This window comes from Chryseobacterium nakagawai (genome assembly GCF_900637665.1).
GTDB classification, from domain to species: domain Bacteria; phylum Bacteroidota; class Bacteroidia; order Flavobacteriales; family Weeksellaceae; genus Chryseobacterium; species Chryseobacterium nakagawai.
Genome location: NZ_LR134386.1, coordinates 5,558,547 through 5,580,234, shown reverse-complemented (window position 1 = coordinate 5,580,234; position 21,688 = coordinate 5,558,547). Strand labels below are relative to the sequence as shown.

The 21,688-nt window shown below is 35.8% G+C and carries 21 protein-coding genes; 17 read left to right on the top strand and 4 right to left on the bottom strand.

The window, feature by feature from the left end; all coding sequences use genetic code 11:
• The first annotated feature begins 346 nt into the window (after window positions 1-346).
• The 13 genes from EL260_RS25225 to EL260_RS25165 all read left to right on the top strand — a co-directional run bounded on the left by EL260_RS25225 (window position 347) and on the right by EL260_RS25165 (window position 15,417).
• Window positions 347-1,873 (top strand): helicase HerA-like domain-containing protein, encoded by a 1,527-nt coding sequence (locus tag EL260_RS25225; RefSeq protein WP_123858262.1) that lies wholly within the window; start codon window positions 347-349, stop codon window positions 1,871-1,873.
• A 142-nt stretch (window positions 1,874-2,015) separates the two neighbouring features.
• Complete coding sequence (locus tag EL260_RS25220) at window positions 2,016-3,239, top strand: 3'-5' exonuclease (protein ID WP_123858261.1); 1,224 nt, start codon at window positions 2,016-2,018, stop codon at window positions 3,237-3,239.
• A gap of 260 nt (window positions 3,240-3,499) precedes the next feature.
• Window positions 3,500-4,702 (top strand): diaminopimelate decarboxylase, encoded by a 1,203-nt coding sequence (gene lysA, locus EL260_RS25215; RefSeq protein WP_185145557.1) that lies wholly within the window; start codon window positions 3,500-3,502, stop codon window positions 4,700-4,702.
• A gap of 408 nt (window positions 4,703-5,110) precedes the next feature.
• Complete coding sequence (locus EL260_RS25210) at window positions 5,111-6,844, top strand: thiamine pyrophosphate-dependent enzyme (RefSeq protein ID WP_123858259.1); 1,734 nt, start codon at window positions 5,111-5,113, stop codon at window positions 6,842-6,844.
• 133 nt (window positions 6,845-6,977) lie between these two features.
• Window positions 6,978-7,457 (top strand): hypothetical protein, encoded by a 480-nt coding sequence (locus tag EL260_RS25205; RefSeq protein WP_123858258.1) that lies wholly within the window; start codon window positions 6,978-6,980, stop codon window positions 7,455-7,457.
• 18 nt (window positions 7,458-7,475) lie between these two features.
• On the top strand, window positions 7,476-7,895 hold the full coding sequence (locus tag EL260_RS25200) for an energy transducer TonB (RefSeq protein WP_123858257.1): 420 nt from the start codon (window positions 7,476-7,478) through the stop codon (window positions 7,893-7,895).
• Between the two features lie 218 nt (window positions 7,896-8,113).
• Complete coding sequence (gene miaB / locus EL260_RS25195) at window positions 8,114-9,550, top strand: tRNA (N6-isopentenyl adenosine(37)-C2)-methylthiotransferase MiaB (protein WP_123858256.1); 1,437 nt, start codon at window positions 8,114-8,116, stop codon at window positions 9,548-9,550.
• Window positions 9,551-9,559: 9 nt separating this feature from the next.
• Window positions 9,560-10,075 (top strand): hypothetical protein, encoded by a 516-nt coding sequence (locus EL260_RS25190; protein WP_123858255.1) that lies wholly within the window; start codon window positions 9,560-9,562, stop codon window positions 10,073-10,075.
• On the top strand, window positions 10,047-10,844 hold the full coding sequence (locus EL260_RS25185) for a tetratricopeptide repeat protein (protein WP_123858254.1): 798 nt from the start codon (window positions 10,047-10,049) through the stop codon (window positions 10,842-10,844). The genes EL260_RS25190 and EL260_RS25185 overlap by 29 nt, the downstream gene beginning before the upstream one ends.
• A 30-nt stretch (window positions 10,845-10,874) precedes the next feature.
• Window positions 10,875-12,161 carry a sigma-54 interaction domain-containing protein gene (locus EL260_RS25180; RefSeq protein ID WP_123858253.1) on the top strand — a complete coding sequence of 429 codons (1,287 nt, stop codon included), beginning with the start codon at window positions 10,875-10,877 and terminating at the stop codon, window positions 12,159-12,161.
• Window positions 12,162-12,175: 14 nt separating this feature from the next.
• Window positions 12,176-12,880: a hypothetical protein gene (locus tag EL260_RS25175; protein WP_123858252.1), complete on the top strand. Its 705-nt coding sequence runs from the start codon at window positions 12,176-12,178 to the stop codon at window positions 12,878-12,880.
• Window positions 12,870-13,421: an LptE family protein gene (locus EL260_RS25170; protein ID WP_123858251.1), complete on the top strand. Its 552-nt coding sequence runs from the start codon at window positions 12,870-12,872 to the stop codon at window positions 13,419-13,421. The genes EL260_RS25175 and EL260_RS25170 overlap by 11 nt, the downstream gene beginning before the upstream one ends.
• 1 nt (window position 13,422) lies before the next feature.
• Window positions 13,423-15,417, top strand: a complete 1,995-nt coding sequence (locus tag EL260_RS25165) for a hypothetical protein (protein WP_123858250.1) — start codon at window positions 13,423-13,425, stop codon at window positions 15,415-15,417.
• 46 nt (window positions 15,418-15,463) lie between these two features.
• On the opposite strand, the gene EL260_RS25160 is transcribed toward EL260_RS25165, so the two are convergent.
• The 4 genes from EL260_RS25160 to EL260_RS25145 all read right to left on the bottom strand — a co-directional run bounded on the left by EL260_RS25160 (window position 15,464) and on the right by EL260_RS25145 (window position 18,072).
• The gene (locus EL260_RS25160; RefSeq protein ID WP_123858249.1) at window positions 15,464-16,069 is read right to left on the bottom strand and encodes a DUF4126 domain-containing protein; all 606 of its coding nucleotides are present in this window, start codon (window positions 16,067-16,069) and stop codon (window positions 15,464-15,466) included.
• 287 nt (window positions 16,070-16,356) lie between these two features.
• Complete coding sequence (rnpA, locus tag EL260_RS25155) at window positions 16,357-16,728, bottom strand: ribonuclease P protein component (protein ID WP_123858248.1); 372 nt, start codon at window positions 16,726-16,728, stop codon at window positions 16,357-16,359.
• A complete protein-coding gene (locus tag EL260_RS25150; RefSeq protein ID WP_123858247.1) occupies window positions 16,728-17,453 on the bottom strand; it encodes a tRNA threonylcarbamoyladenosine dehydratase in 726 nt (241 codons plus the stop codon). Before EL260_RS25150 ends, rnpA begins: the two co-directional genes overlap by 1 nt.
• A complete protein-coding gene (locus tag EL260_RS25145) occupies window positions 17,446-18,072 on the bottom strand; it encodes a TatD family hydrolase (RefSeq protein ID WP_123858246.1) in 627 nt (208 codons plus the stop codon). Before EL260_RS25145 ends, EL260_RS25150 begins: the two co-directional genes overlap by 8 nt.
• Window positions 18,073-18,168: 96 nt before the next feature.
• Here EL260_RS25145 and EL260_RS25140 point away from each other — a divergent pair, with 96 nt between their 5' ends.
• The 4 genes from EL260_RS25140 (at window position 18,169) to coaBC (ending at window position 21,592) form a co-directional block, all read left to right on the top strand.
• The gene (locus EL260_RS25140; RefSeq protein ID WP_123858245.1) at window positions 18,169-18,798 is read left to right on the top strand and encodes a TetR/AcrR family transcriptional regulator; all 630 of its coding nucleotides are present in this window, start codon (window positions 18,169-18,171) and stop codon (window positions 18,796-18,798) included.
• Window positions 18,799-18,901: 103 nt separating this feature from the next.
• Window positions 18,902-19,897, top strand: a complete 996-nt coding sequence (locus EL260_RS25135; RefSeq protein WP_123858244.1) for an outer membrane protein assembly factor BamD — start codon at window positions 18,902-18,904, stop codon at window positions 19,895-19,897.
• A gap of 42 nt (window positions 19,898-19,939) precedes the next feature.
• Complete coding sequence (locus EL260_RS25130) at window positions 19,940-20,263, top strand: DNA-directed RNA polymerase subunit omega (RefSeq protein ID WP_029298198.1); 324 nt, start codon at window positions 19,940-19,942, stop codon at window positions 20,261-20,263.
• Window positions 20,264-20,386: 123 nt separating this feature from the next.
• Window positions 20,387-21,592: a bifunctional phosphopantothenoylcysteine decarboxylase/phosphopantothenate--cysteine ligase CoaBC gene (gene coaBC / locus EL260_RS25125; protein ID WP_123858243.1), complete on the top strand. Its 1,206-nt coding sequence runs from the start codon at window positions 20,387-20,389 to the stop codon at window positions 21,590-21,592.
• The last annotated feature ends 96 nt before the right edge of the window (window positions 21,593-21,688 follow it).

The following is a 21,688-nucleotide window of genomic DNA, read 5'->3' as shown; positions in this document are numbered from 1 at the left end:
ATTTTTTTAATAGTTAAAGATACAAAGTATTAGATAAATTCTAAATCAAATGTTAAATTCAATTGATAGTTTCTTTCAATACTTGTTAAACGATTGTTTAAGTTCTTGTGTTTTTTCAGCAAAAAGAATGCCTTACATAATGGTAAGATGGAAATGCTGTTTTTTATCATGTCTCTCTTGAAAGGCAATTCTTTATCAATACAGTTTTTTAAATTTCAGAAACCATGGTTTGAAATTTGCTTAAACAGGGAAAAGTTGTTTCCCTAGACTATTAATAAAAGTTAGGGGGAGAAATCACAAAATATTTTACAAAAACCTTTATATTTATAAGTTAAAAAACAATCAAATGGCAGACAAAGCACAATTTATTGAAGAATTAAATGCTAGATATACTCCAAAGGGAGATCACATTATACTAGGGAAAGGAATGTTGGATGGAGTAGTAGTTCCCGAAGTGAATGTAACCATTCCATTAAAAACAATCAACCGCCACGGTCTTATTGCAGGGGCAACCGGAACCGGAAAGACTAAAACATTACAGGTATTTGCAGAACAGCTTTCTCATCAGGGGATTCCGTCATTGGTTTTGGATATTAAAGGTGACTTTTCCGGAATTGCAGAAGCAGGACAGATGAACTCTATTATTGAAGAAAGGTATGCGAAAACTCAGCTTCCTTATACTCCACAGGGATTCCCGGTAGAATTGATGAGTATTTCAGGAGGAAAAGGGGTGAAACTGAGGGCTACTGTAACAGAATTCGGACCTATTTTATTAAGTAAAATTCTTCAGCTTAATGATACCCAACAAAGCATCATGTCTATTGTCTTTAAATATTGTGATGATAAAGGACTTCCTTTGATTGACCTTAAAGATTTAAAGAAAGTACTTCAGTATGTGACAGATAATGCACAGGGGAAAGCAGAACTTGCTGCCAACTATGGATCGATAGCACCAGCTTCTTTGGGAGCCATTCTAAGATCTATTGTGGCATTGGAACAACAAGGCGCTGGAGATTTCTTTGGTGAACTAAGCTTTGATGTTCAGGATTTATTAGAAACCAGGGATGGAAAAGGTGTTGTTAATATTCTAAGAGTAGCAGATATTCAGAATAAACCGCAATTGTTTTCTACCTTTATGCTTTCTCTTTTTGCAGAAATCTATATGACCTTTCCGGAAGAAGGAGACAGTGGTAAACCGAAGCTTGTATTATTTATAGATGAGGCACATTTGCTTTTTGATGAAGCATCAAAAACTCTTCTTTCACAGATTGAAACGATGGTAAAGCTTATTCGTTCAAAAGGGGTGGGGATTTATTTTATTACCCAGATTCCTGGTGATGTACCTGAAAGTGTTTTGTCTCAACTAGGATTGAAAATACAGCACGCTTTGAGAGGGTTTACAGCAAAAGATAAAAAGGAAATTTCGAAGGCCGTTGAGAACTATCCAACCACAGAATATTATAACGCTTCCAATCTGATTCAGAATTTAGGTATTGGTGAGGCATTCGTTACAGCTCTGGATGAAAAAGGAATTCCAACACCGTTGGTTCATACTTATCTAATTTCTCCAGAATCCAGAATGGATGTTTTGAGTGAAGCGGAGATTACGGAGTTAACATCCAGTTCAGCGATGGTAGCCAAATATGAAGAAGCAATAGATAGAGAGTCTGCTTATGAAATGTTAACCAGCAGAATGGAGCAAGCAGCCCAAAATCCAACATCCAACCAGAGAGCAAGGCCGGTAAAAGAAGAGCCAGGAATGTTTGAACAAGTGTTGCAGAGCCAGGCAGGTAGAACTTTTACCAATACACTAATGCGGGAAGGTGCAAAAGCTATTCTTGGAATGTTTGGTCTTGGAGGTAGAAAAAGATAATCCAAATGTTATATACAGTAACCTGCTATATTTTGATATATTTTTTGTTATTTTAGCAGGTTATCTTTACTGATGAGAAAATAGTATCGGGTTAAAGAATTGAAATTTTTAATAATAAACACAGCAGTTAACGGGAAAATCAATGTATTCAATTATAGACATAGAAAGTAATGGTGCAGGTTATAGAAATGAATGCATTATAGATATTGCCATCTACAGATATGATGGTCAGAAAATTACAGATCAGTTTATATCCCTTGTCAATCCAGAAGCAGATATTACTCCTTTTGTTCAGAAGCTTACCAATATCACCCCAAAGATGGTGAAAACTGCCCCCAAGTTCCACGAAATAGCCAAAAGAGTTATTGAAATTACCCAAAATACAACTTTGGTAGGGCATAATATTGATTTTGATTACAGAATGCTTCGCCAATCATTTAAAAGGTTGGGTTATGATTTTAAAATCAATACTTTAGATACCATTCCTTTAGCGAAAAAACTAATTCCTGATGAAGTAAGTTATTCGTTGGGTAAATTGGTGAAATCATTGGGGATTCCTTTGACGAATCATCACAGGGCTGATGGAGACGCCAGAGCTACCCTGGAGCTGTTTAAACTTTTAATATCTAAAGATACTGAAAACGAAATTATCCAAAAGCAGCACGAAGAAACCAATGCCAAGAATTATATCAACAAGATTAAGCAATTGACACAGGATCTTCCAAATGAAAAAGGATTTGTTTATTTTCAAGATGAATCAGGGAGGATTATTTTTTCAGACTATGTTCAGGATATCAATAAATTTTCAAAAAAAGTATTCAATTCCAAATCCAAAAAATGGGAACAGGTTCAAAAAGATGTTGAACAGATTAATTTTGAACTTACCGGAACAGATATTATTGCTAAACTGATCCTTAATTCCAAAAATAATAAGAAAAAAGAGGTATTGCCATTCGGCCTGTATTTTAGGAATAATAAATATATTGTTGAAAAAAATACCCTTAATAAAACAGAAAAAGCAATCTTGAAATTCAGATCATTTACTCAAGGAACAAAAGCCGTTCAGTTTATTGATGCTCAGAAAGAATACAATGATGTAGCTGTTTTACAACAGAAAATAGAATTCAGAAAAAGAAATGAGCTTTGGCTAGGTACCGGTAGAAAGTTAGGCGAGAAATTATTTTTAATTATTGAAAACGGGAAAGTATTATCTTTTGGGTTTTATGAGCTCTTTACACAGATACAGACGCTAAGTAAGCTTGCTAAATTAAAAATTAATCTCCAGCTGTCTTCAACGGATTTGAACAATGAGCTGCAGTTAGCTCTTTTGCGTGGCGATTTTGAGACCTTACCGCTGCCTAAATAATAAAGAAAAATAGGGCTTAAATTTTGATTAGAAAGAAGATACTTTTTAAATCAATTTTCTCAGAATAAAAAATAAATAGTATTTTTGCAAAAAATAAATAGAAGCAATGCAAATTCTTAAACAAATAAAAACTGGAAAAAAGGGAGCCATTAAGTTCTCTAAGGTTTGGAATATTTAAAAGACTTGTCTTGCATAAAAAATAATCAATGTGGCAGGCTCTTTTTCTAAGAATCTGCCTTTTTTTATGTTAAAATGAAATTATGAATTCACAAGAATTATTAAAGATCGCCAATGAGTTTGGCACCCCGGTGTATGTGTATGATGCTGAATCCATCAAAGTTCAATACGAAAAACTTACATCTTCTTTTTTAAAACATACTAAGTTTTTCTATGCAGCTAAGGCATTGACAAACATCAATATCCTTAAATATGTCAAAAAGCTGGGTGCATCTTTAGATTGCGTATCTATTAACGAGGTCAAATTAGGATTAAAGGCAGGATTTCCAAAAGAAAAAATATTATTTACTCCAAACTGTGTTGACTTAGCTGAAATAGAGGAAGCAATGTCTTTCGGAGTTCATATTAACATTGATAACATTTCTATTCTTGAGCAATTCGGAAATAAATACGGAAACTCTTATCCTATTTTTGTTAGAATCAACCCGCATATCTTTGCCGGAGGGAACTATAAAATTTCAACGGGGCATATCGACAGCAAGTTTGGAATCTCTATTCACCAGCTTCGTCACATTGAGAGAGTGATGAAGAGCACCAATCTTAATGTTGAAGGACTTCACATGCACACAGGAAGTGAAATTAAAGATCCTGAGGTCTTTCTTCAGGCATTGGATATCATGCTTGAGCTTTCTGAACATTTCCCTAATTTGAAATATCTGGATATGGGAAGCGGATTTAAGATTCCTTATCAAGACAGTGAAGAAGAAACTGACGTTAAAACATTAGGGAGAAAAGTAGAAAAAGTTTTAGGAGAGTTTTCTAAAACAACAGGCAGAAAATTCGAACTATGGTTTGAGCCTGGGAAATTTTTAGTAGGAAAAAGTGGTTACCTTTTAGTGAAAGCGAATGTAATCAAACAAACTACTGCCACCGTTTTTGTTGGAGTAAATTCAGGGTTTAATCACCTGATCCGCCCTATGTTTTATGATTCTTACCACGCTATTGAAAATCTATCCAATCCAAAAGGAGCAGAAAGAATTTATACCGTTGTAGGAAATATCTGTGAGACGGATACTTTTGCATGGGATAGAAAATTACATGAAGTAAGAGAGGGTGATATTCTTGCATTTCACAATGCAGGAGCTTATGGTTTTGAAATGAGTTCAAACTTCAATTCAAGATTAAAACCAGCCGAAGTTTTATTCCTTGATGGAAAAGCTCATCTGATCCGTAAAAGAGATGAATTTGAAGATTTATTAAGAAACCAGATTGAAGTGGTTATCTAATCAATAGAAAATAATATACGAACGGCTGTCCTTTAGGATGGCCGTTTTGTTTTTATGCAAGAGTGGCCAAGTTCAAACAATATGGCTGAAAAAATGAACCCTAAGTCTGGTAGAAAGTATTTTAAAACCGTAAATTTTTAGTTCGCAAAGATACTTCTTTCAGCAAAGGACTTATTTAGAATAGCTGAGTAAAACGCTTTTGCGAACTAAAAGTTATTATACAATGCAAAATCCTAGCGGATGTTGCGTTAAAATAAAAACAATTGAATTAGAGTTTGATGAAAAATTTACAATTTTTTTAATAGTTAAACGTCCCGAAAACTCCAATTAATTGGCTAAATTTGATAGAGCTAGGATGTCTTTATCCTCGATTATTATAATAAAGAACAACCACCAAATCTATTATTTATGGCTAAAAATATAGCAGAGCAAATTGTTGAAATGCTCGAAAGCGCCAATGTGAAAAGAATTTATGCATTAACAGGAGACAGTCTCAATCACCTAAATATTGCGGTGAAGAAAAGCAGTATCCAATGGATTCATGTACGACATGAAGAAGTGGGAGCTTATGCTGCTGCTGCAGAAGCCGAACTTGATGGGCTTGCGGTATGTGCGGGAAGCTGTGGGCCGGGGCATGTACACCTGATTAATGGAGTGTATGAGGCGCACAGATCGCATGTTCCGATGCTGGTGATTGCGTCTACAATTCCCAGTGATGAGATGGGGATGGATTATTTTCAGGAGACCAATACAATAAAGTTATTTGATGATTGTAGCTATTATAATCAAATGATCACGCGTCCTGAACAGGTTCAACGAACAGTTCAAACAGCTATTCAACATGCCATTTCCAAAAAAGGAGTAGCCGTAATCGGTCTTCCGGGCGATGTTTCAGAACTGGATGCGCAGGAAGCAACAACTTCTACTCAAATTTTTAAAACAAATCCCATAATAAGGCCATCAGATGATGAATTGAAAAACTTGGCCACCCTCATCAACGAAAGTAAAAAAGTAACTGTTTACTGCGGGATTGGAGCCGCTGAAGCCAATGTTGAGGTTATCAAGTTAGCTCAATTATTAAAAGCTCCGGTAGGGTATTCATTCCGTGGGAAAATGGCAATTCAGCCTAATAATCCTAATGAGATTGGTCTAACAGGTTTGTTAGGATTTCCTTCTGCCTATCATGCCATGCACGAAGCAGATCTTGTTATTCTTCTTGGGACAGATTTTCCCTATCAGAAGTTTATGCCGGTAAAAAATAAAATCGTTCAGATTGATGAAAGCCCGGAAAGGCTGGGGAGAAGAGCAAAGCTTGAATTGGGTCTTACAGGAGATGTTAAACATACCATTATGGCTTTACTTCCTATGCTGAATGAGAAAACAAATGTTGATTTTCTCAACGAGCAATTGGCATTTTATGATAAAGTAAAAGAAAATCAACTGGAATATGTAAAGGATTCCGGGAAAGAAGATGCTATTCAACCGGAGTATGTTGCTCATACGTTGGACTGGTTGGCTAAAAAAGATGCAATTTTCACTGTAGATACAGGAATGTGCTGTGTTTGGGGAGCGAGATTTATTACAGGAACCGGAGAGAGAAAGATGCTGGGATCCTTTAACCATGGGTCCATGGCTAATGCAATGCCAATGGCTATCGGAGCTTCTCTTTCCCATCCCGATAAACAGGTTATTGCAATGTGTGGCGATGGTGGTTTATCTATGCTGTTAGGAGATATGGCAACCATTTTCCAATATAAGCTTCCCGTAAAATTGATCGTTTTTAATAACAGGGCCTTGGGAATGGTAAAACTGGAAATGGAAGTGGGAGGAATGCCAGATAACGAAACAGATATGATTAACCCGGATTTTGCATTAGTAGCACAAGCCATGGGATATCCCGGAAAAAATGTTCATCAACCTGAAGAAGTAGAAAATGCCATCAAAGAATGTCTGGAGCATAATGGGCCTTATCTACTCAATATTTTTACCAATCCTAATGCGCTGGCTCTTCCTCCAAAGATTGAACTGGACCAGGTTTTCGGTATGACTAAATCTATGGCTCAGCTAATGCTGGGTGGAAAAATGGATGAAGTTCTTGAAACAGTTAAAAGTAATTACAAGCACATTAAAGGGTTGCTATAAAGGTTTGATACAACTATTTTGAAAGCCAGCAGCCTCTATTTTAAAAACTTCATACTTTGTGTGAAGTTTTTATTTTTTATAAATAGGGTAAATATTTACCTTTGCTTATTAATTGATATAAGTAAACAAAATTATGAAAACTATATTCTTATTTTTAGCATTGTGTGTTGTTAACTTTTCATTTGCACAAGATCAGGAAGATCGTGATGATTCTGTTATCAGAGAGAGCAATAAAAATATTTTAAAAATAGATATTAAAGAGCCCTTCATGCAGATCGCAGTGAAGTGTAATGATTTTAAACCTGCTGCTTTCGAAGGAGGAGTTGCTTTGTATAAAAATATCCTGAATAAATATATGTATTCTTATCTAAACTCTGATTTTTATGCTTTAACAGGTGATTTTACATTCATACTATCACTTGATGCTACGGGGAAAGTTGTTGATGTAACAGGTTCACCTAAAGTGGCCAATAGTGAAGTATTTTTTGATGATATGCAGTATGTTGTCAGAAGAATTAAGAGAAACTGGATTCCCGCATCTTGCAGTGGAAAACCTGTACCTTCACAAGTAAAAATGAATATAAACTTTTCTTCCGTATCAGTGGATATGTAAGATTACCGAACTTTAACTATGAAAAAATATCTTTTAATTTTACCTTTATTGATGCTAAGCGGTAAGGCTTTTTCGCAGGCAGCAACAGCTCAATATGAATATCAGAATAGTGCAGATTTTCAAAAAGCAGAATTTCCCGGTGGGGAAGATGCATTTAGAAAAGAGTTTCTGAATATGGTCTATGCTTATGTTGATGTCGCTTTATATGCAATTCAAGGTGAAGTAACCTTCATTTTTAATATTAATTCAAAAGGTAAAATTGATAAACTGGATATACTTCCCAAGTTCAAAAATAATGAGATGTTCATTGATGATATGAAGTATGCTCTTAAAAGAGTAAAAGGAAAATGGAGTCCGGCAACAAAAAGCGGTATTCCGGTAGATTCTAAGGCAATCATGAAAATCAGGTTTAATAATAACACTTATGATCATGATTAAAAATTATCTTCATATGCCCTGAATGATTATGTTTGGGTATGAATTTTTCCAATACATATAAGTCTTTAAAATAGGTTATATTCAGATTATAATTTTGTTAAAATAATCTCCTGACATTCTGTCACAATATTTTGTATCTTTGCAGACTCATTTGTTCGTAGTTTAAAATTCACGGAAAGAATTTGTGTGTTTTTAATCCGAACCTTAAATTGATTATCGTGCAGGAAAAATATATAGACGAAACAAAACAGGGTGAAGCATTTGCGATTGCCGAAAGACCTGAGAATTCTAAAAAACTGTTTTTAGAAAGCTATGGTTGTCAGATGAACTTTTCTGATTCCGAGATTGTTGCCTCCATTCTTAATGAACAGGGGTATAATACAACAATGAAAGTGGAAGAAGCTGATTTGATCCTGTTGAATACATGTTCTATCCGTGAAAAGGCAGAACAGACCGTAAGAATGCGTCTTTCCCAGTTCAAAAATCTTAAGAAAGAAAAACCCAATATGACGGTAGGGGTTTTGGGATGCATGGCGGAAAGATTGAAAACGAAATTCTTAGAAGAAGAACAGCTGGTAGACCTTGTAGTAGGGCCAGATGCCTATAGAGACTTACCCAACTTATTGAAAGAAACTGATGATGGTAGAGATGCCATCAATGTAATTCTTTCCAAAGAAGAAACGTATGCAGATATTAATCCGGTTCGTTTAGGCGGAAACGGAGTTACTGCTTTTGTTACCATTACGAGAGGTTGTGATAACATGTGTACATTCTGTGTCGTACCATTTACCAGAGGAAGAGAAAGAAGCCGTGATCCACATTCTATTATCGAGGAATGTAAAGACCTTGCGAACAGTGGTTATAAAGAGATTACCCTTTTAGGACAGAATGTAGATTCTTACTTATGGTACGGAGGCGGTCCTAAAAAAGATTTTGCCAAAGCATCTGAAATGCAGAAAGCAACTGCGGTTAATTTTGCTCAGTTATTAGATTGGGTTGCTAAGGCCGTTCCGGAAATGAGAATCAGATTTTCTACATCAAACCCTCAGGATATGAGCCTTGATGTATTCAGAATGATGGCAAAGCATCATAACATCTGTAAATATGTACACCTTCCTGTGCAGAGTGGAAGCAATAATATGCTTGAAGCAATGAACAGACAACATACCCGTGAAGAATATCTTGAGCTGATCAGAAAAGCGAAGGAAATAGTTCCGGAAGTTGCTTTCTCTCAGGATATGATTGTAGGATTCTGCAGCGAAACTGAAGAAGATCATCAGGATACATTAAGTCTGATGAAAGAAGTGCAATATGACTATGGATATATGTTTGCTTATTCAGAAAGACCGGGAACACCTGCTCACAAGAAAATGGAAGACAACATTCCGGCTGAAGTGAAACAGAGACGCCTTGCTGAGGTGATTGCCCTTCAAGGAGAGCTTTCCAGAACGAGAATGCAGTCTTATGTGGGAAGAGTTCATCAGATTTTAATAGAAGGAACTTCCAGGAAGAATGAAAACCAATGGAAAGGTAGAAACTCTCAAAATGCAGTTTGTGTCTTTGATAAGCTTGAAGGCCAGAAAATAGGTGACATTGTGGATATTTTTGTATATGATAATACCCAAGGCACACTTTTAGGGAAAATCACAGAATAAATTTAAGTGTTGAAAGCAGTTTACCTTTTTACTCTATTTTCTTTTGTTCTGTTTTCTTGTCAGGCAGAGAAAAATAGGAGTAAATATCCGGATACCGTGGGTGATATAGCTTTTGACAGCAAGTTAGATGAAGCAGGTTTTAAGAAATGTGGAGCAGGAAAAAACAAGCATTTCAGTTTTCAATATTATCACGGACCGCAAAAGTTCGACTATAAGGGAGAAAAAAATGCTATCGTCGAAAAACTTAAAAAAGAAAATATATATTCAGAAAAGAAGATCAATGGTTATATTACCGTTAGATTTTTAGTAAATTGTGAAGGAAAAACAGGATTGTTCAGACTAAAGCATATGAATTCAGAGTTGAAAGATATTGCTTTGGATGAAGAACTGGAAAATAGGCTGTTGAAGTTCACAACATTATTAAATGGCTGGATGCCGAAAGAGATAGAAGGTTTAAAAGTAGATTACTATCAGTATTTAACCTATAAAATTGAAGATGGAAAAGTTTCAGAGGTATTACCTTAGCTTTTTGTTACTTATCGTGTACACCAATACTATTGCACAGGTCAACTGTAATGCAATAGAGGGGGAGGACTGTAAAAAAGCGTGTGAACTTTATAACAAAGCTTCAGAGTTACAAGGTTTCCGCGAGTCTCAGGAAGGTTTTGATAAAGCTATTGAACTTTGTCCGGATTTCTCCAATGCTTATATGGAGAAAGCGGTACCTTATCTTAAAAACGGAGATTTTTCAACCTGGAAAATCCTGATTGATAAAGCCGTTGCCTTAAATCCTAAAATGCACCTTGGTTACAGAGGCTGGTGTAAATTTCAATTTTTAGGGGACTATAAAGGGGCAATTCAGGACTTAGAAGAGTTCCGTCAATATTATCCTGAAGACCTTGGAAGATCTTTAAATGGAGATTATCATTTGGATGTGGTGAAAGCCATGTCCTACAGTGGTTTAGGGAAGAAAGAAAAAGCGGCAGGCATTATCGAAAAGCTTCTGGCTACAAGAGGGTATGTAAAGGGAATGTTTGACCATTACCAGCTTGGCGTTACCTATTTTGAACTGGGCAGATATGATAAAGCTCTGGAAAATTTTGAAAAACAAAGCAAAGAGTACAACTTTGCCGAGAATATATACTTTAAAAGTAAAGTTTCTAAGATCAGAAACAAGGATTATTTGGATTTAAAAATGTTAGCCTTAAAAACGTATGATGAAGGCAAGACAATGAAAGATGTCTACACTCATCATTTTAACAAAGTTTACAGACAGCAGATTGAAGAGCTGTAAAACATTAAATCAATAATCAAAAATTTACTTATGAGCAACGAGCTACAAAACATAAAAAACCGCTTCGGAATTATCGGGAACTTTCCGGCACTTAACAGAGCATTGGAAAAATCGATACAGGTTGCCCCTACAGATATCTCCGTCCTTGTGATTGGAGAAAGTGGAGTAGGGAAAGAATTTATTCCGAAAATCATTCATTCAGAATCCAGAAGAAAACACCAGCCTTATATCGTAGTCAACTGTGGAGCTATTCCTGAAGGGACCATAGACTCAGAATTATTTGGCCATGAAAAAGGAGCTTTTACAGGAGCTACTGCCACCAGGAAAGGATATTTTGAAGTAGCGGATGGCGGAACAATCTTTTTAGATGAGGTAGGAGAACTTCCGTTACAGACACAGGTTCGTCTTTTAAGAGTGCTGGAAAGCGGTGAATTTATGAAAGTAGGATCTTCGCAGGTACAAAAGACAAATGTAAGAATTGTAGCAGCTACCAACGTTAACATGATGAAAGCGATTCATGATGGAAGATTCCGTGAGGATTTGTACTATCGTCTGAATACTGTTCAGATTGATATGCCTCCTTTAAGAGAAAGAAAAGGAGATATTCATTTGCTGTTCAGGAAATTTGCAATAGATTTTGCAGAAAAATACAGAATGCCGGAACTGGAACTGGAGCCAAGTGCTGTTCATTATGTAGAAAATTATTCTTTTCCGGGTAACGTCCGTCAATTGAGGAATCTTGTAGAACAGATGACCGTTGTGGAAAGAAACAGAAATATCACGGCAGAAAAGCTTGCAGAATATATTCCGATGGAAACCCATCTTCCAATGGTCGTTAATAATCAGAGTACACCAAAATCGAATGATTTTGGAAGCGAAAGAGAAATCATGTATAAGATTCTATTCGATATGAGGAACGATATTAATGATTTAAAATCCTTAACTTCGGAATTGATAAAGAACAGAGGAACAGCAGATCTAAGCAATCATGAAAAAAGTCTCATCAACAGAATTTATACTCCTGAAGCTCAGCCACAGGTAAATTCCGGTTCTTTACTATATTTTGAGAATAACGATGCGCCGGCGGTACAAACCCCTACAATCATTTCAAGTCCGGATGACAGCTATGAAGATATTGAGGATATTGAAATAGAAGAAAATAGGCCAGAATCACTTTCTCTTCAGAATAACGAAAAAGACTTGATTATCAAAGCTTTGGAGAAACATAAAGGAAGAAGAAACAGAGCAGCAGATGAACTTGGAATTTCACAAAGAACTTTATATAGAAAAATAAAACAGTATAATCTGGAAGATTAAAAGCACAATAAGTCATGAATGTAAATTTAACACCTAGACCAGTCAATTTTAAATTCGGGGAATATATTAATAAAGGCTTCGAATTTTTAAAGAAAGATTTCGGAAATATTTTTGTTGCATTTTTAGTGTGCATTGTGATGTCAATTATTCCCTTTTGCGGATTGTTAGCAATGGGCAATATGTACAAATATCTTCAGAAACTGAATAAAAACCAGCCTGCAAGCCCCGGGGATATTTTCGACTTTAAAGACTTTATGCCTTATTTTATTTTGCAGCTCATTGTTTTTGCAGCTGTTTTCGTTATTTACATTCCACTAATTATTGTATTGGCATTAACAGGATCAATATCCGGTAGTGATGATCCTAGCCCATTGGCAGCAATTTTTATCATTCCTTACATTATTGTTATAATGATAGCTGTCTATTATTTTGCGTTAAAGGCTTTCTATATTGCTCCTTTAATCAGTCTTAAAGGAATTAAGGATATCAAAACTGCCTGGAATATTTCAAAAGTAATGACTCGTGGGAATCTTATCGCCATTCTTCTTTTCTCATTTGTTATAGGTCTTTTGGCTCAAATTGGAGTTCTTGCCTGTGGGATTGGAATTTTCCTTACCATTCCATTTGTATATACTGCTAATTATTTTGCTTACGAAGATGCCCTTCAACAAATTGAGTTTGATGAAATCACTGAAATTGGATCTAAAAATGAATTTTAAAATTAAAAATATCAGTCTGAAACAGCCATTATTAATGATGGTATTCTTTGCTTTGCTGGGAGTGTTGAATTCATGCTACAGTTTTACCGGATCTTCTCTTACAGATGAAAAAACGGTTCAGATCAATGAGTTTCCGAACAATGCATCTCTTGTAAATCCGTCATTGTCACAACAGTTCTCAACAGATATTCAGAACAGGTTTTTACAAAGAACCACTCTGAAAGGAACAAAATCAAATCCTGATATCCTGATAGAAGGAGAAATTACAGATTATGCGATTACACCTACAACAATCAGTTCCAATACGCAGACCAACCCTGCTGGTGGTGTAGTACAACAGGCTCAGAATAAGCTTACAATTACTGTGAAGGTGCATTACGAAAATAAAGTACACCCGGACTCCAGTTTTGACAGAACCTATAGTGATGAAGCTGCTTTTAACAGTAGTTTATCACAAAGTGAGATTGAAAATTCTCAAGTAAAGATTGTGACAGAAAGAATTATTAATAAGATATTTAACGATATTGTAGCGAATTGGTAAGATGAATCCCAGAGTTTTAGAATTAATAAAAAATCCGAAAAATATTCAGTCAGAAGACCTTGGACTTTTGAAGGAAGAGATTCACGCATTTCCCTATATTCAAAATATAAGGGCTCTCCATCTGTATGGAGTACACCTGTATGAAAAAGAAAACTATCAGAAAGAGCTTTCTATAACGGCAGCTTATACCACTGATAAAAAAATTCTTTATCAACTGATCAACGGGAAAATTCAGCAGGAAGTAAAAGAGAAAATAACAGAAGATAAAACTTCTGTAATAGCAGCTGAAAAGCCTGTTAAGTACAATTATAATGTCAAAGGTTTTCCGATAAAAAGAGAAGAAGCTGCTCCCGCTCCGGAAAAAAATGAGGAAGAAGAAAAGGAAACATGTCTATTACAGACAGAACAGGAGATTAAACATCTCTATGTAAATGGAGAGCGTAACAGAATTCTGTTTGAAGGTGAAGAAAATTTCCTTGATGAAAAAAATACTGAAACCATAGATCTTGAATCTACATTAGAATCAGGAACGCTGGTTACTCAAAAATCTGAACCGGAAACGACAGTATCGGTTCAACAAGAAGAAGAGAAAGTACAGGAGGAAATCGAAGAGAATGCAGGAGAAGATTTTACGCCGGAAACAGTTATTAATGAAGACCAGATCGCTTCAGAAACTGTAGAAGAAAAAGTTGATGAAGAAGAAAATCTGAGTTTTGAGGAAACAGAGTCTTTATCTCCGGAAACAGCTACTAAAGAAAATGTATCTGAAGTTCCAACAGAAGACGCCGAAGCGATTGCCGATGAAGAAGTTCCTGTTTCAGAAATTGAAGAAGAGCTTACAGAACAACCGGATGCAGAATTAAGTTTCCACGCAACAGATGCATTCCTTCCGGATGTGAAAATCCAGGCCAATAATGAAGAAGGTATTGAAGCTGTTGAAGTTTCTCCACTTAATGTAAATAAGCATGAGGAGGAAATGAGACGTCTGATTGAGGAGGTTGAGAAAAAGATGAAGGAGACTAAATCTGTTCTGCAAGATGAGCAGGCAGTGCCGGAAGTTGTTGAAGATCATGAAATCAGCTTTGCAGAAACTCAAAGTTTCCACTTCTGGTCAACCGATCAGGAAAGTTCAGAAGCATCAGAAGAAGTAAATGAAGAGCCAGTACAGGAAACAATAATTGAGGATACAGAATCTGAAGTAGAAGCTACAAAAGAAGATGTTATAGAAGAAGTTGCTCCTGAAGTTCAGACAGCATGGAAGCCTATGAGTCTTGAATCTAATGTGCCTGATTCTTTAATTAATAAACCGGCAGCTCCCGTTGTTCCTGTTGCAAACATTCCTGCAGCTGAGGTCAAAACAGAAAATGCAGAAGTTGTTGAAGAGTCTGAAACAATACTAGAGACCCCTACTGAAGACATTTCTATTGAAGAAGTGGAAGAACAGGCTAAAAATACGGAAGAAATACAAGAAGCTCCAGAAACAGATCTCCAGAAGAATGAAGAAGTTGCTGTAATGAATGTTTCATTCTTTGGTTCAGATATTTCGAGTTTGAAAGTTGGAGAAGCGAAACAAGATACAGAAGAGCCTATAAAAGAAGAGCCAATGAAGGAAGCAGCAATAGAAAGTAGTCCCCAGTCTCCAATCAACAGCAACGTCCCTGGATTTATCAATACTTGGCAAAGCTGGCTGAAAATAGACAGACCAGATGAGGTTGTAAAAGAAAAAGAAGAGATCAAAGAGAAAGCGATCGAAACCTTTATTGAAAATAACCCTAGAATCAGTCAATTAAAAGAGGAAAGTTCATATGTTGTCAAAGAAAAGAATGATGATATTTCCCACTTGATGACCGAAACATTGGCGAATCTTTACTTCGAACAGAAATTATATTCAAAAGCAATTAAGGCATTTGATATACTGATTAAAAAGCATCCGGAAAAGAAAGAATATTTCGAAACCAGGATTAAAGAGATCAAAGATTTTAGAAGTAAAAACTAAAATATAATATAAAAGGTACAGCTGTAATAGACTGTACCTTTATTTTTTATTGAGTTGAAGGCGTTTTTTTGCCCCGAAGTTTCCTCCAGGCTTTTCGCCCGTATACAATTACTAGTATTAATAAAATAATAGCCAGAACAGCCGCAATAATAGGTGCTACCATGGCAAGGATAGTCATGATGCCGGCTCCTGCTGTCTCGGTAGTTCCTACTACAGAATTTCCCAACCCTCCTGTGGTCGCCGTAGAAGCAGCCCTTATTCCTGCAAAACCTGAACTTATGGTAGCTGCCGTTCCGCCACCTGCAATTAGGGCCAGTGCCCATTGTGGAAATGTGCCCAATTCGGCAAACTGACTGGCAAATAGAATAGAACCGGCAACTGTTGCCATAGGAACAGAGATCGTATCCAATAAATGATCTACGAAGGGTATATAATAAGCCAGAATCTCGACAACCGTTGCAATTCCCGTAGTGATGAGGGCAGGCAAGCCCGCCAGCCATTCAAAACTCTCACTCATCGGAATCCAGTGAAAATAGGAAGCGAGACTTACGGCAAACAACGGAAGAAAGACCCTGAAGCCTGTAGCAGCAGATAGGCCAATGCCGATAAAGGCACTAATGACATACGAAAGATAGGGAACTTGATCCAACATATTAATTTTCAGATTTATTGTTTCCTATAAAATTACAAAAAGTATGTGAGATTTGAAGTGTTATGAGGAGGTTAGATTCGGGATTCGGTTGACAAGGTGTGTAGTCTCAGGTTGTATATGCATAATAAGCAAAACCCTATGAAATACAGACTCTATAGAAGTTTGTATAGGCAATTATCTGTGTTACTCTTATCTGTAGTAAGAAAATAATATGCCGAATAAGAAATAAAAACCTGTGATAAGCATTAAACACAGATTTTCACGGATTCTTATTATGTAAAGGAAAATTATTTTTTCTGGGCCTCACAAAGCTTGATAAACTGTGTTTCCACATCCTGAAATTTTGGTGGCATTTCAGAAGAAACCCAAAAAAGCATGGCCATCGTCTTTTCACCAAAAGCTTCTTGGAATAAAACTTTATTTAATCTATAGCATTCCCTAAGCAATCTTTTGATGCGGTTTCTGTGAACCGCTCTCTTGAAATATCTTTTAGAAACAGAAACCCCAAATTTTCCGCTTTCAATCGGAAGAGTAGGCTTATCTTTGAGAATAATGATTCTCAGATTTCCAGAAGTCCTCCATTTACCTTTTTCGAAAAGTAAACTGATTTCTGTATTTTTTTTGAGCTTTTCCGCTCTGGGATATTTGGAATTCTGCATTAATCTTTTTCCACTAAATAATTAATCACTTCAGCAGCAGCATAAAGTCCAAAAATGGCAGGCATATAGCTTATCGTTCCGTAAAAAGATCTTTTATAATTCGTTCCGTCGGTCATTTTCAGGCTTTCTTCGTCCTGAATATCATTGGCAAAAACGCAACGTACTCCTTTGTCAATTTTTACTTTTCTCAGTCTTTTTCTTATCTGTCTTGCAAGATGGCAGTGCTCGGTTTTACTGATATCTCTTACCAATACCTTGCTCGGGTCTGTCTTTCCACCAGCTCCCATTGAGCTTATCACCTTTATTTTTTTTCTTTTAGCAGCAATAATTAAGCTTAATTTTGGAGTTACGCTGTCTATACAATCCAGGACATAATCAAATGGTGATGAATCCAGCACTTCCTCCATTCTTTCAGGATTCAGAAACTCATTGATTTTTGTTAATTTAAGATCAGGATTAATATCCAGCAATCTTTCGGCAACAACGTCTACTTTATGTTTCCCAACAGTAGATCGTAAAGCTGGGAGCTGTCTGTTCACGTTGGTAATGTCTACAGTATCTCCATCTACGATAGTCATTGTTCCTACACCAGCTCTTGCCAGAAACTCAGCTGCAAAAGAACCTACTCCGCCCAGTCCTACTACCAGAACATTTGCTTTAATAAGTTTTTCTAATCCCTCTTCCTTCACCAAAAGTTCCGTTCTTTCCAGCCAGTATTTATCCATTTCTTATCGTGTGTAAATTTTCTAAAATTTGTTCGTTGAGATCTTCCACAGAAATTCCTTTTATTTCCGAAACTTTCAGGTACAATTCTTCGATTTTAAAATCTTCATTGTCAGTTTCTAAAAAGAATTTATCTAAGGGAGTGTTTTTTAAAATATCCTGCAAAGATAAATTATACAAAACAGCTTTTCCAAAACTCAGGTAAAAATTATTGGCCAGAAGATCCTCAGCAATTTTCTGTTTTTTATTAAAACCATGAATAATCATGGGCTGTTCTGCTTTTTTCTTAAAAGAAATTACCTCGTAAAATTTTTTTACACAGTGTACAATAACAGGTTTTTTTGCCTCATTGGAAATATTGATCTGTCTTAAAAAAACTTCCTCCTGAATTTTCTGATCGATTGGAACCAAAGAATCCAATCCACATTCACCTATGGCAAAACAATTCTGGAACATCACGTTTCTCATCCAGTTCAGCTGATGGTCTATATTATTACTATCAATGTCATTGGGATGTATTCCTACTGAATAAGGGGAATTCGGCGGAATTTGATCAATGTCCAAATTGTAAATTCCGTCTCTGATGTATTTTTTATGATGATGAAAATCAAAAAATTCCATAGTCAAAAATACGACTATTTGGAATTAATATAAAATTATTAAACGATCGTTTACAAATGTGTTAAAAATTTCTTAACTTTACTCAAAGTGCACTTCATGAAAAAAAAATTTACTGAAAAACAGATTCACATACTGGATATTGCAGAAGAATTAATTGCAAAAAAAGGGTACGAAGGAACTTCTGTGAGAGATATTTGCTCTAAAGCCAATATCAATGTCGCTATGATCTCCTATTATTTCGGTTCTAAGGAGAAAATGATGTCTTATCTTTATCAATATAGAGTATTAAAGACCAGAGAGAATTTTTCAGAATTTGCGGATACCATTAAAGAAGGAAAGCCAGAAATGCAGATGCGTGAAATGATAAAATACATTGTTTCTCAGCTGTTCAAATACAATTATTTCCATGGGTTTGTCACCCAGGAACTCCGTCATACAGATAATTTAAAAGATGAATTGCTGGATTTTTACCAGTTGTTTGTAAAAAAGCTGGATGAAGTCATTAAAAAAGGAGTTGCATCCGGAGTATTTACCTTTACGCCTAAGCCGGAAGATATTCTTACCATGATTATCGGTTCTACCTTATTTGTGATCCGGAATAAAAATTTTTATGAGCTTTACGTTCCCAGTAAAAATGAAGAAGCCTATGCAAAAGAGGCTGAAAAGAAAGTCAGAATGAATCTTTTATTAAGTGTTTTTGCAATTTTAGGATACGCTGCAGACTAAAATTACGTTAAATATTCATAAAAAAAAATCTATTGACAAAAAAGTTATATTTTTGCAAATTAGTAAATCGGCTGTATAATCCGAAAACTGTTGAACTTTTTATATGAAAAAATATATTTTAGGTCTTTTTGCTGTAGCAGTGGTGGCATCATGTGTAAGCCAGCAAGAAAGAGCAATGAAGAGTGCTGATAAAGATTTTATCTTAAAAGCAGCCAATGAAAACTTTGCTAAGAAAAAGTGGAAAAATGCATTGGCTCTTTATGACAGACTTGCGAACCTTGTAGCAGGAACGGATGACTTTCCTAACGTAGGTTTCAATACAGCCTATGCCAATTACTATGATAAAAGTTATAAACTGGCAGGACATCAGTTTAAAAACTTTGCCGTAAACTTTCCAAAAGACCCAAGAGCTGAAGAAGCAGCTTATATGTCTGCATTATGTTATTATGAAGGATCTATGGATTACAACCTGGACCAGTCAAGTACAGAATTAGCGGTCAATGAGCTTCAAGACTTCCTGAACAACTATCCGAATTCAGAAAGATCAAAAAATATCAGTCAGCTTATTGATGAGCTGTCTTATAAACTAGAATTTAAGGCTTATGAAAACGGAAGACAGTACTTTAAAATGGGAGAGTACAAAGCTGCTAACGTAGCATTGGAAAATGTATTGGAAGATTTCCCAAGTACAAAACTTCGTCCGAAAATTTATGATTATATCATGAAGTCTCGTTATGAATTAGCTTTAAAATCAATTTATAGTCTTAAGGATGAGCGTATTGAAAGTGCTTTAACTTATGTGAAAATGGTTGAAAAGGAACTTCCTAATACAGAATATTCTAAGACGGCCTCTGATCTGAGAACAAAACTGGAAAAAGAAAAGGAACATTTTGTAGTGGTTAAAAAAGAAACCGAAGCAAAAATTGCAGCATTAACAGCTAAGCAAAAGAAAGAGGCAGAAAAGCTTGCCAGCCAGGATAAAAAAGAGCAGCAAGTTAAAGATCAGATTAGCAATGAAAAGCAGGCAAAGCAGATGCAGAGGGATAGTGCGGCACTTCAGACCCCTCCACCTGCAGCGACTTTCAAAATTAAAAGATAATTCGTAAATTTGCCATCTTAAAATAAAAATAATTTTCTCAAAATGAGTGTAAAAGATACAAAAGCAGAAGTAAATACTATTACTTACGACAAAGACAAGATTGAAGATAAAGTAGGTTCAATCTACGAAGCTATTGTTATCATGGGAAAGAGAGCAGAGCAAATCAATGCGGAGATCCGTACGGAGCTTCACAACAAATTAGATGAATTTGCTGTTCACAATTCTACATTAGAAGAGGTTTTCGAAAACAGAGAACAGATTGAGATCTCTAAGCATTACGAAAAACTTCCCAAGCCAACTTCAATCGCTATTGAAGAATGGTTAAATGGAGACGTATATTTTAGAAAAACAGAAGAAAGAAAGTAATTTTCTGTCTTTTTTATAAACAAAGGTCATAAGGGAATTAAGTTCTTTTATGACCTTTGCTGTTTTAAACCCTTATTGTAAGAAAAAATAAGTATTTTAGTATTTCAAAAAAATTAAAGCTAAATGAGTGTTTCCGGTAAAAAGATCCTTATTGCCGTTTCTGGAGGAATTGCAGCCTATAAAGTTCACTTTCTGATAAGAGATTTTGTAAAACAAGGAGCCGAAGTACAGGTGATTATGACCTCCGATGCAGAACATTTCGTAACCAAATTAAGTTTGGCTACCTTATCGAAGAAACCAGTTTATTCCGATTTTTATGATCACAACGGAACCTGGAATAGCCATGTGGAACTTGCTTTATGGGCAGATGTGATGATTGTAGCTCCGTGTACAGCTAATACCTTGTCTAAAATGATCCACGGAATGTGCGATAATCTCCTTATTGCAACATATATGTCTGCGAAATGTCCAGTATTTATTGCCCCGGCTATGGATTTGGATATGTATGCACATCCTTCTACGAAAAGGAACCTCGAATTAGCAGAAAGCTATGGACACATTATCATTCCTGCTGAAAACGGAGAGCTGGCAAGTGGCCTGATCGGGCAAGGAAGAATGGCTGAGCCATCAACGATTTTCAGTTCAATTGAAGCTTATTTTGCAGATCATACAACTGAAAAAAGTTTGGAGGGAAAAACCGTTTTAATTACTGCAGGTCCTACCTATGAGGCAATTGATCCTGTGAGATTCATCGGAAACCATTCTTCAGGAAAAATGGGATTTTCTTTGGCTGAAGAGGCTTCAAAAAGAGGTGCAAAAGTTATTCTAATCTCAGGACCAAGTTCACAAATCCTTACCGATAAAAGGATAGAACTGCATAAAGTAACTTCTGCAAAAGAAATGCTGGCTAAAGTATTTGAGTTTTATGACAGGATCGATATCGGGATTGCAAGTGCTGCTGTGGCAGATTATGCGCCGAAGGATATTGCCAAGGAAAAGATCAAAAAAAATGATGAAAATCTAACCATTGAATTGGTGAAAAATCCAGATATTCTTAAAACAATGGGTGAAAAGAAAACCCATCAGTTTCTGGTAGGTTTTGCTTTGGAAACTCAAAATGAAGAGGAAAATGCCAAAGGAAAACTACAGAAGAAAAATCTAGACATGATTGTGTTGAACTCTTTACGTGATGAAGGGGCAGGTTTTAAAAATGACACCAATAAAATTAAAATATTCACCAAAACAGAGAAAAGAGAATTTGATTTGAAGTCGAAGGGAGAAGTCGCAAAAGATATTCTCAATTTTGTTGAATCTCAGCTTTTAAAATAATTTCAATAAATTTCCGTTTTCAATTTTTAATAAGCAATGAAATCGTCAGAATTTACAAAGGCAATATCTACGGAGATAGTACGATTACATATGACA

Coding starts and splice junctions, on each gene's coding strand:
- EL260_RS25160 (WP_123858249.1), bottom strand. CDS start 16,069: ATGTTGGATCAAGTTCCCTATCTTTCGTATGTCATTAGTGCCTTTATC.
- EL260_RS25145 (WP_123858246.1), bottom strand. CDS start 18,072: ATGGAATTTTTTGATTTTCATCATCATAAAAAATACATCAGAGACGGA.
- EL260_RS25165 (WP_123858250.1), top strand. CDS start 13,423: ATGAATCCCAGAGTTTTAGAATTAATAAAAAATCCGAAAAATATTCAG.
- EL260_RS25220 (WP_123858261.1), top strand. CDS start 2,016: ATGTATTCAATTATAGACATAGAAAGTAATGGTGCAGGTTATAGAAAT.
- EL260_RS25175 (WP_123858252.1), top strand. CDS start 12,176: ATGAATGTAAATTTAACACCTAGACCAGTCAATTTTAAATTCGGGGAA.
- EL260_RS25205 (WP_123858258.1), top strand. CDS start 6,978: ATGAAAACTATATTCTTATTTTTAGCATTGTGTGTTGTTAACTTTTCA.
- coaBC (WP_123858243.1), top strand. CDS start 20,387: ATGAGTGTTTCCGGTAAAAAGATCCTTATTGCCGTTTCTGGAGGAATT.
- EL260_RS25170 (WP_123858251.1), top strand. CDS start 12,870: ATGAATTTTAAAATTAAAAATATCAGTCTGAAACAGCCATTATTAATG.
- EL260_RS25140 (WP_123858245.1), top strand. CDS start 18,169: ATGAAAAAAAAATTTACTGAAAAACAGATTCACATACTGGATATTGCA.
- EL260_RS25135 (WP_123858244.1), top strand. CDS start 18,902: ATGAAAAAATATATTTTAGGTCTTTTTGCTGTAGCAGTGGTGGCATCA.
- rnpA (WP_123858248.1), bottom strand. CDS start 16,728: ATGCAGAATTCCAAATATCCCAGAGCGGAAAAGCTCAAAAAAAATACA.
- EL260_RS25225 (WP_123858262.1), top strand. CDS start 347: ATGGCAGACAAAGCACAATTTATTGAAGAATTAAATGCTAGATATACT.
- lysA (WP_185145557.1), top strand. CDS start 3,500: ATGAATTCACAAGAATTATTAAAGATCGCCAATGAGTTTGGCACCCCG.
- EL260_RS25130 (WP_029298198.1), top strand. CDS start 19,940: ATGAGTGTAAAAGATACAAAAGCAGAAGTAAATACTATTACTTACGAC.
- EL260_RS25180 (WP_123858253.1), top strand. CDS start 10,875: ATGAGCAACGAGCTACAAAACATAAAAAACCGCTTCGGAATTATCGGG.
- EL260_RS25210 (WP_123858259.1), top strand. CDS start 5,111: ATGGCTAAAAATATAGCAGAGCAAATTGTTGAAATGCTCGAAAGCGCC.
- EL260_RS25150 (WP_123858247.1), bottom strand. CDS start 17,453: ATGGATAAATACTGGCTGGAAAGAACGGAACTTTTGGTGAAGGAAGAG.
- EL260_RS25185 (WP_123858254.1), top strand. CDS start 10,047: ATGGAAAAGTTTCAGAGGTATTACCTTAGCTTTTTGTTACTTATCGTG.
- EL260_RS25200 (WP_123858257.1), top strand. CDS start 7,476: ATGAAAAAATATCTTTTAATTTTACCTTTATTGATGCTAAGCGGTAAG.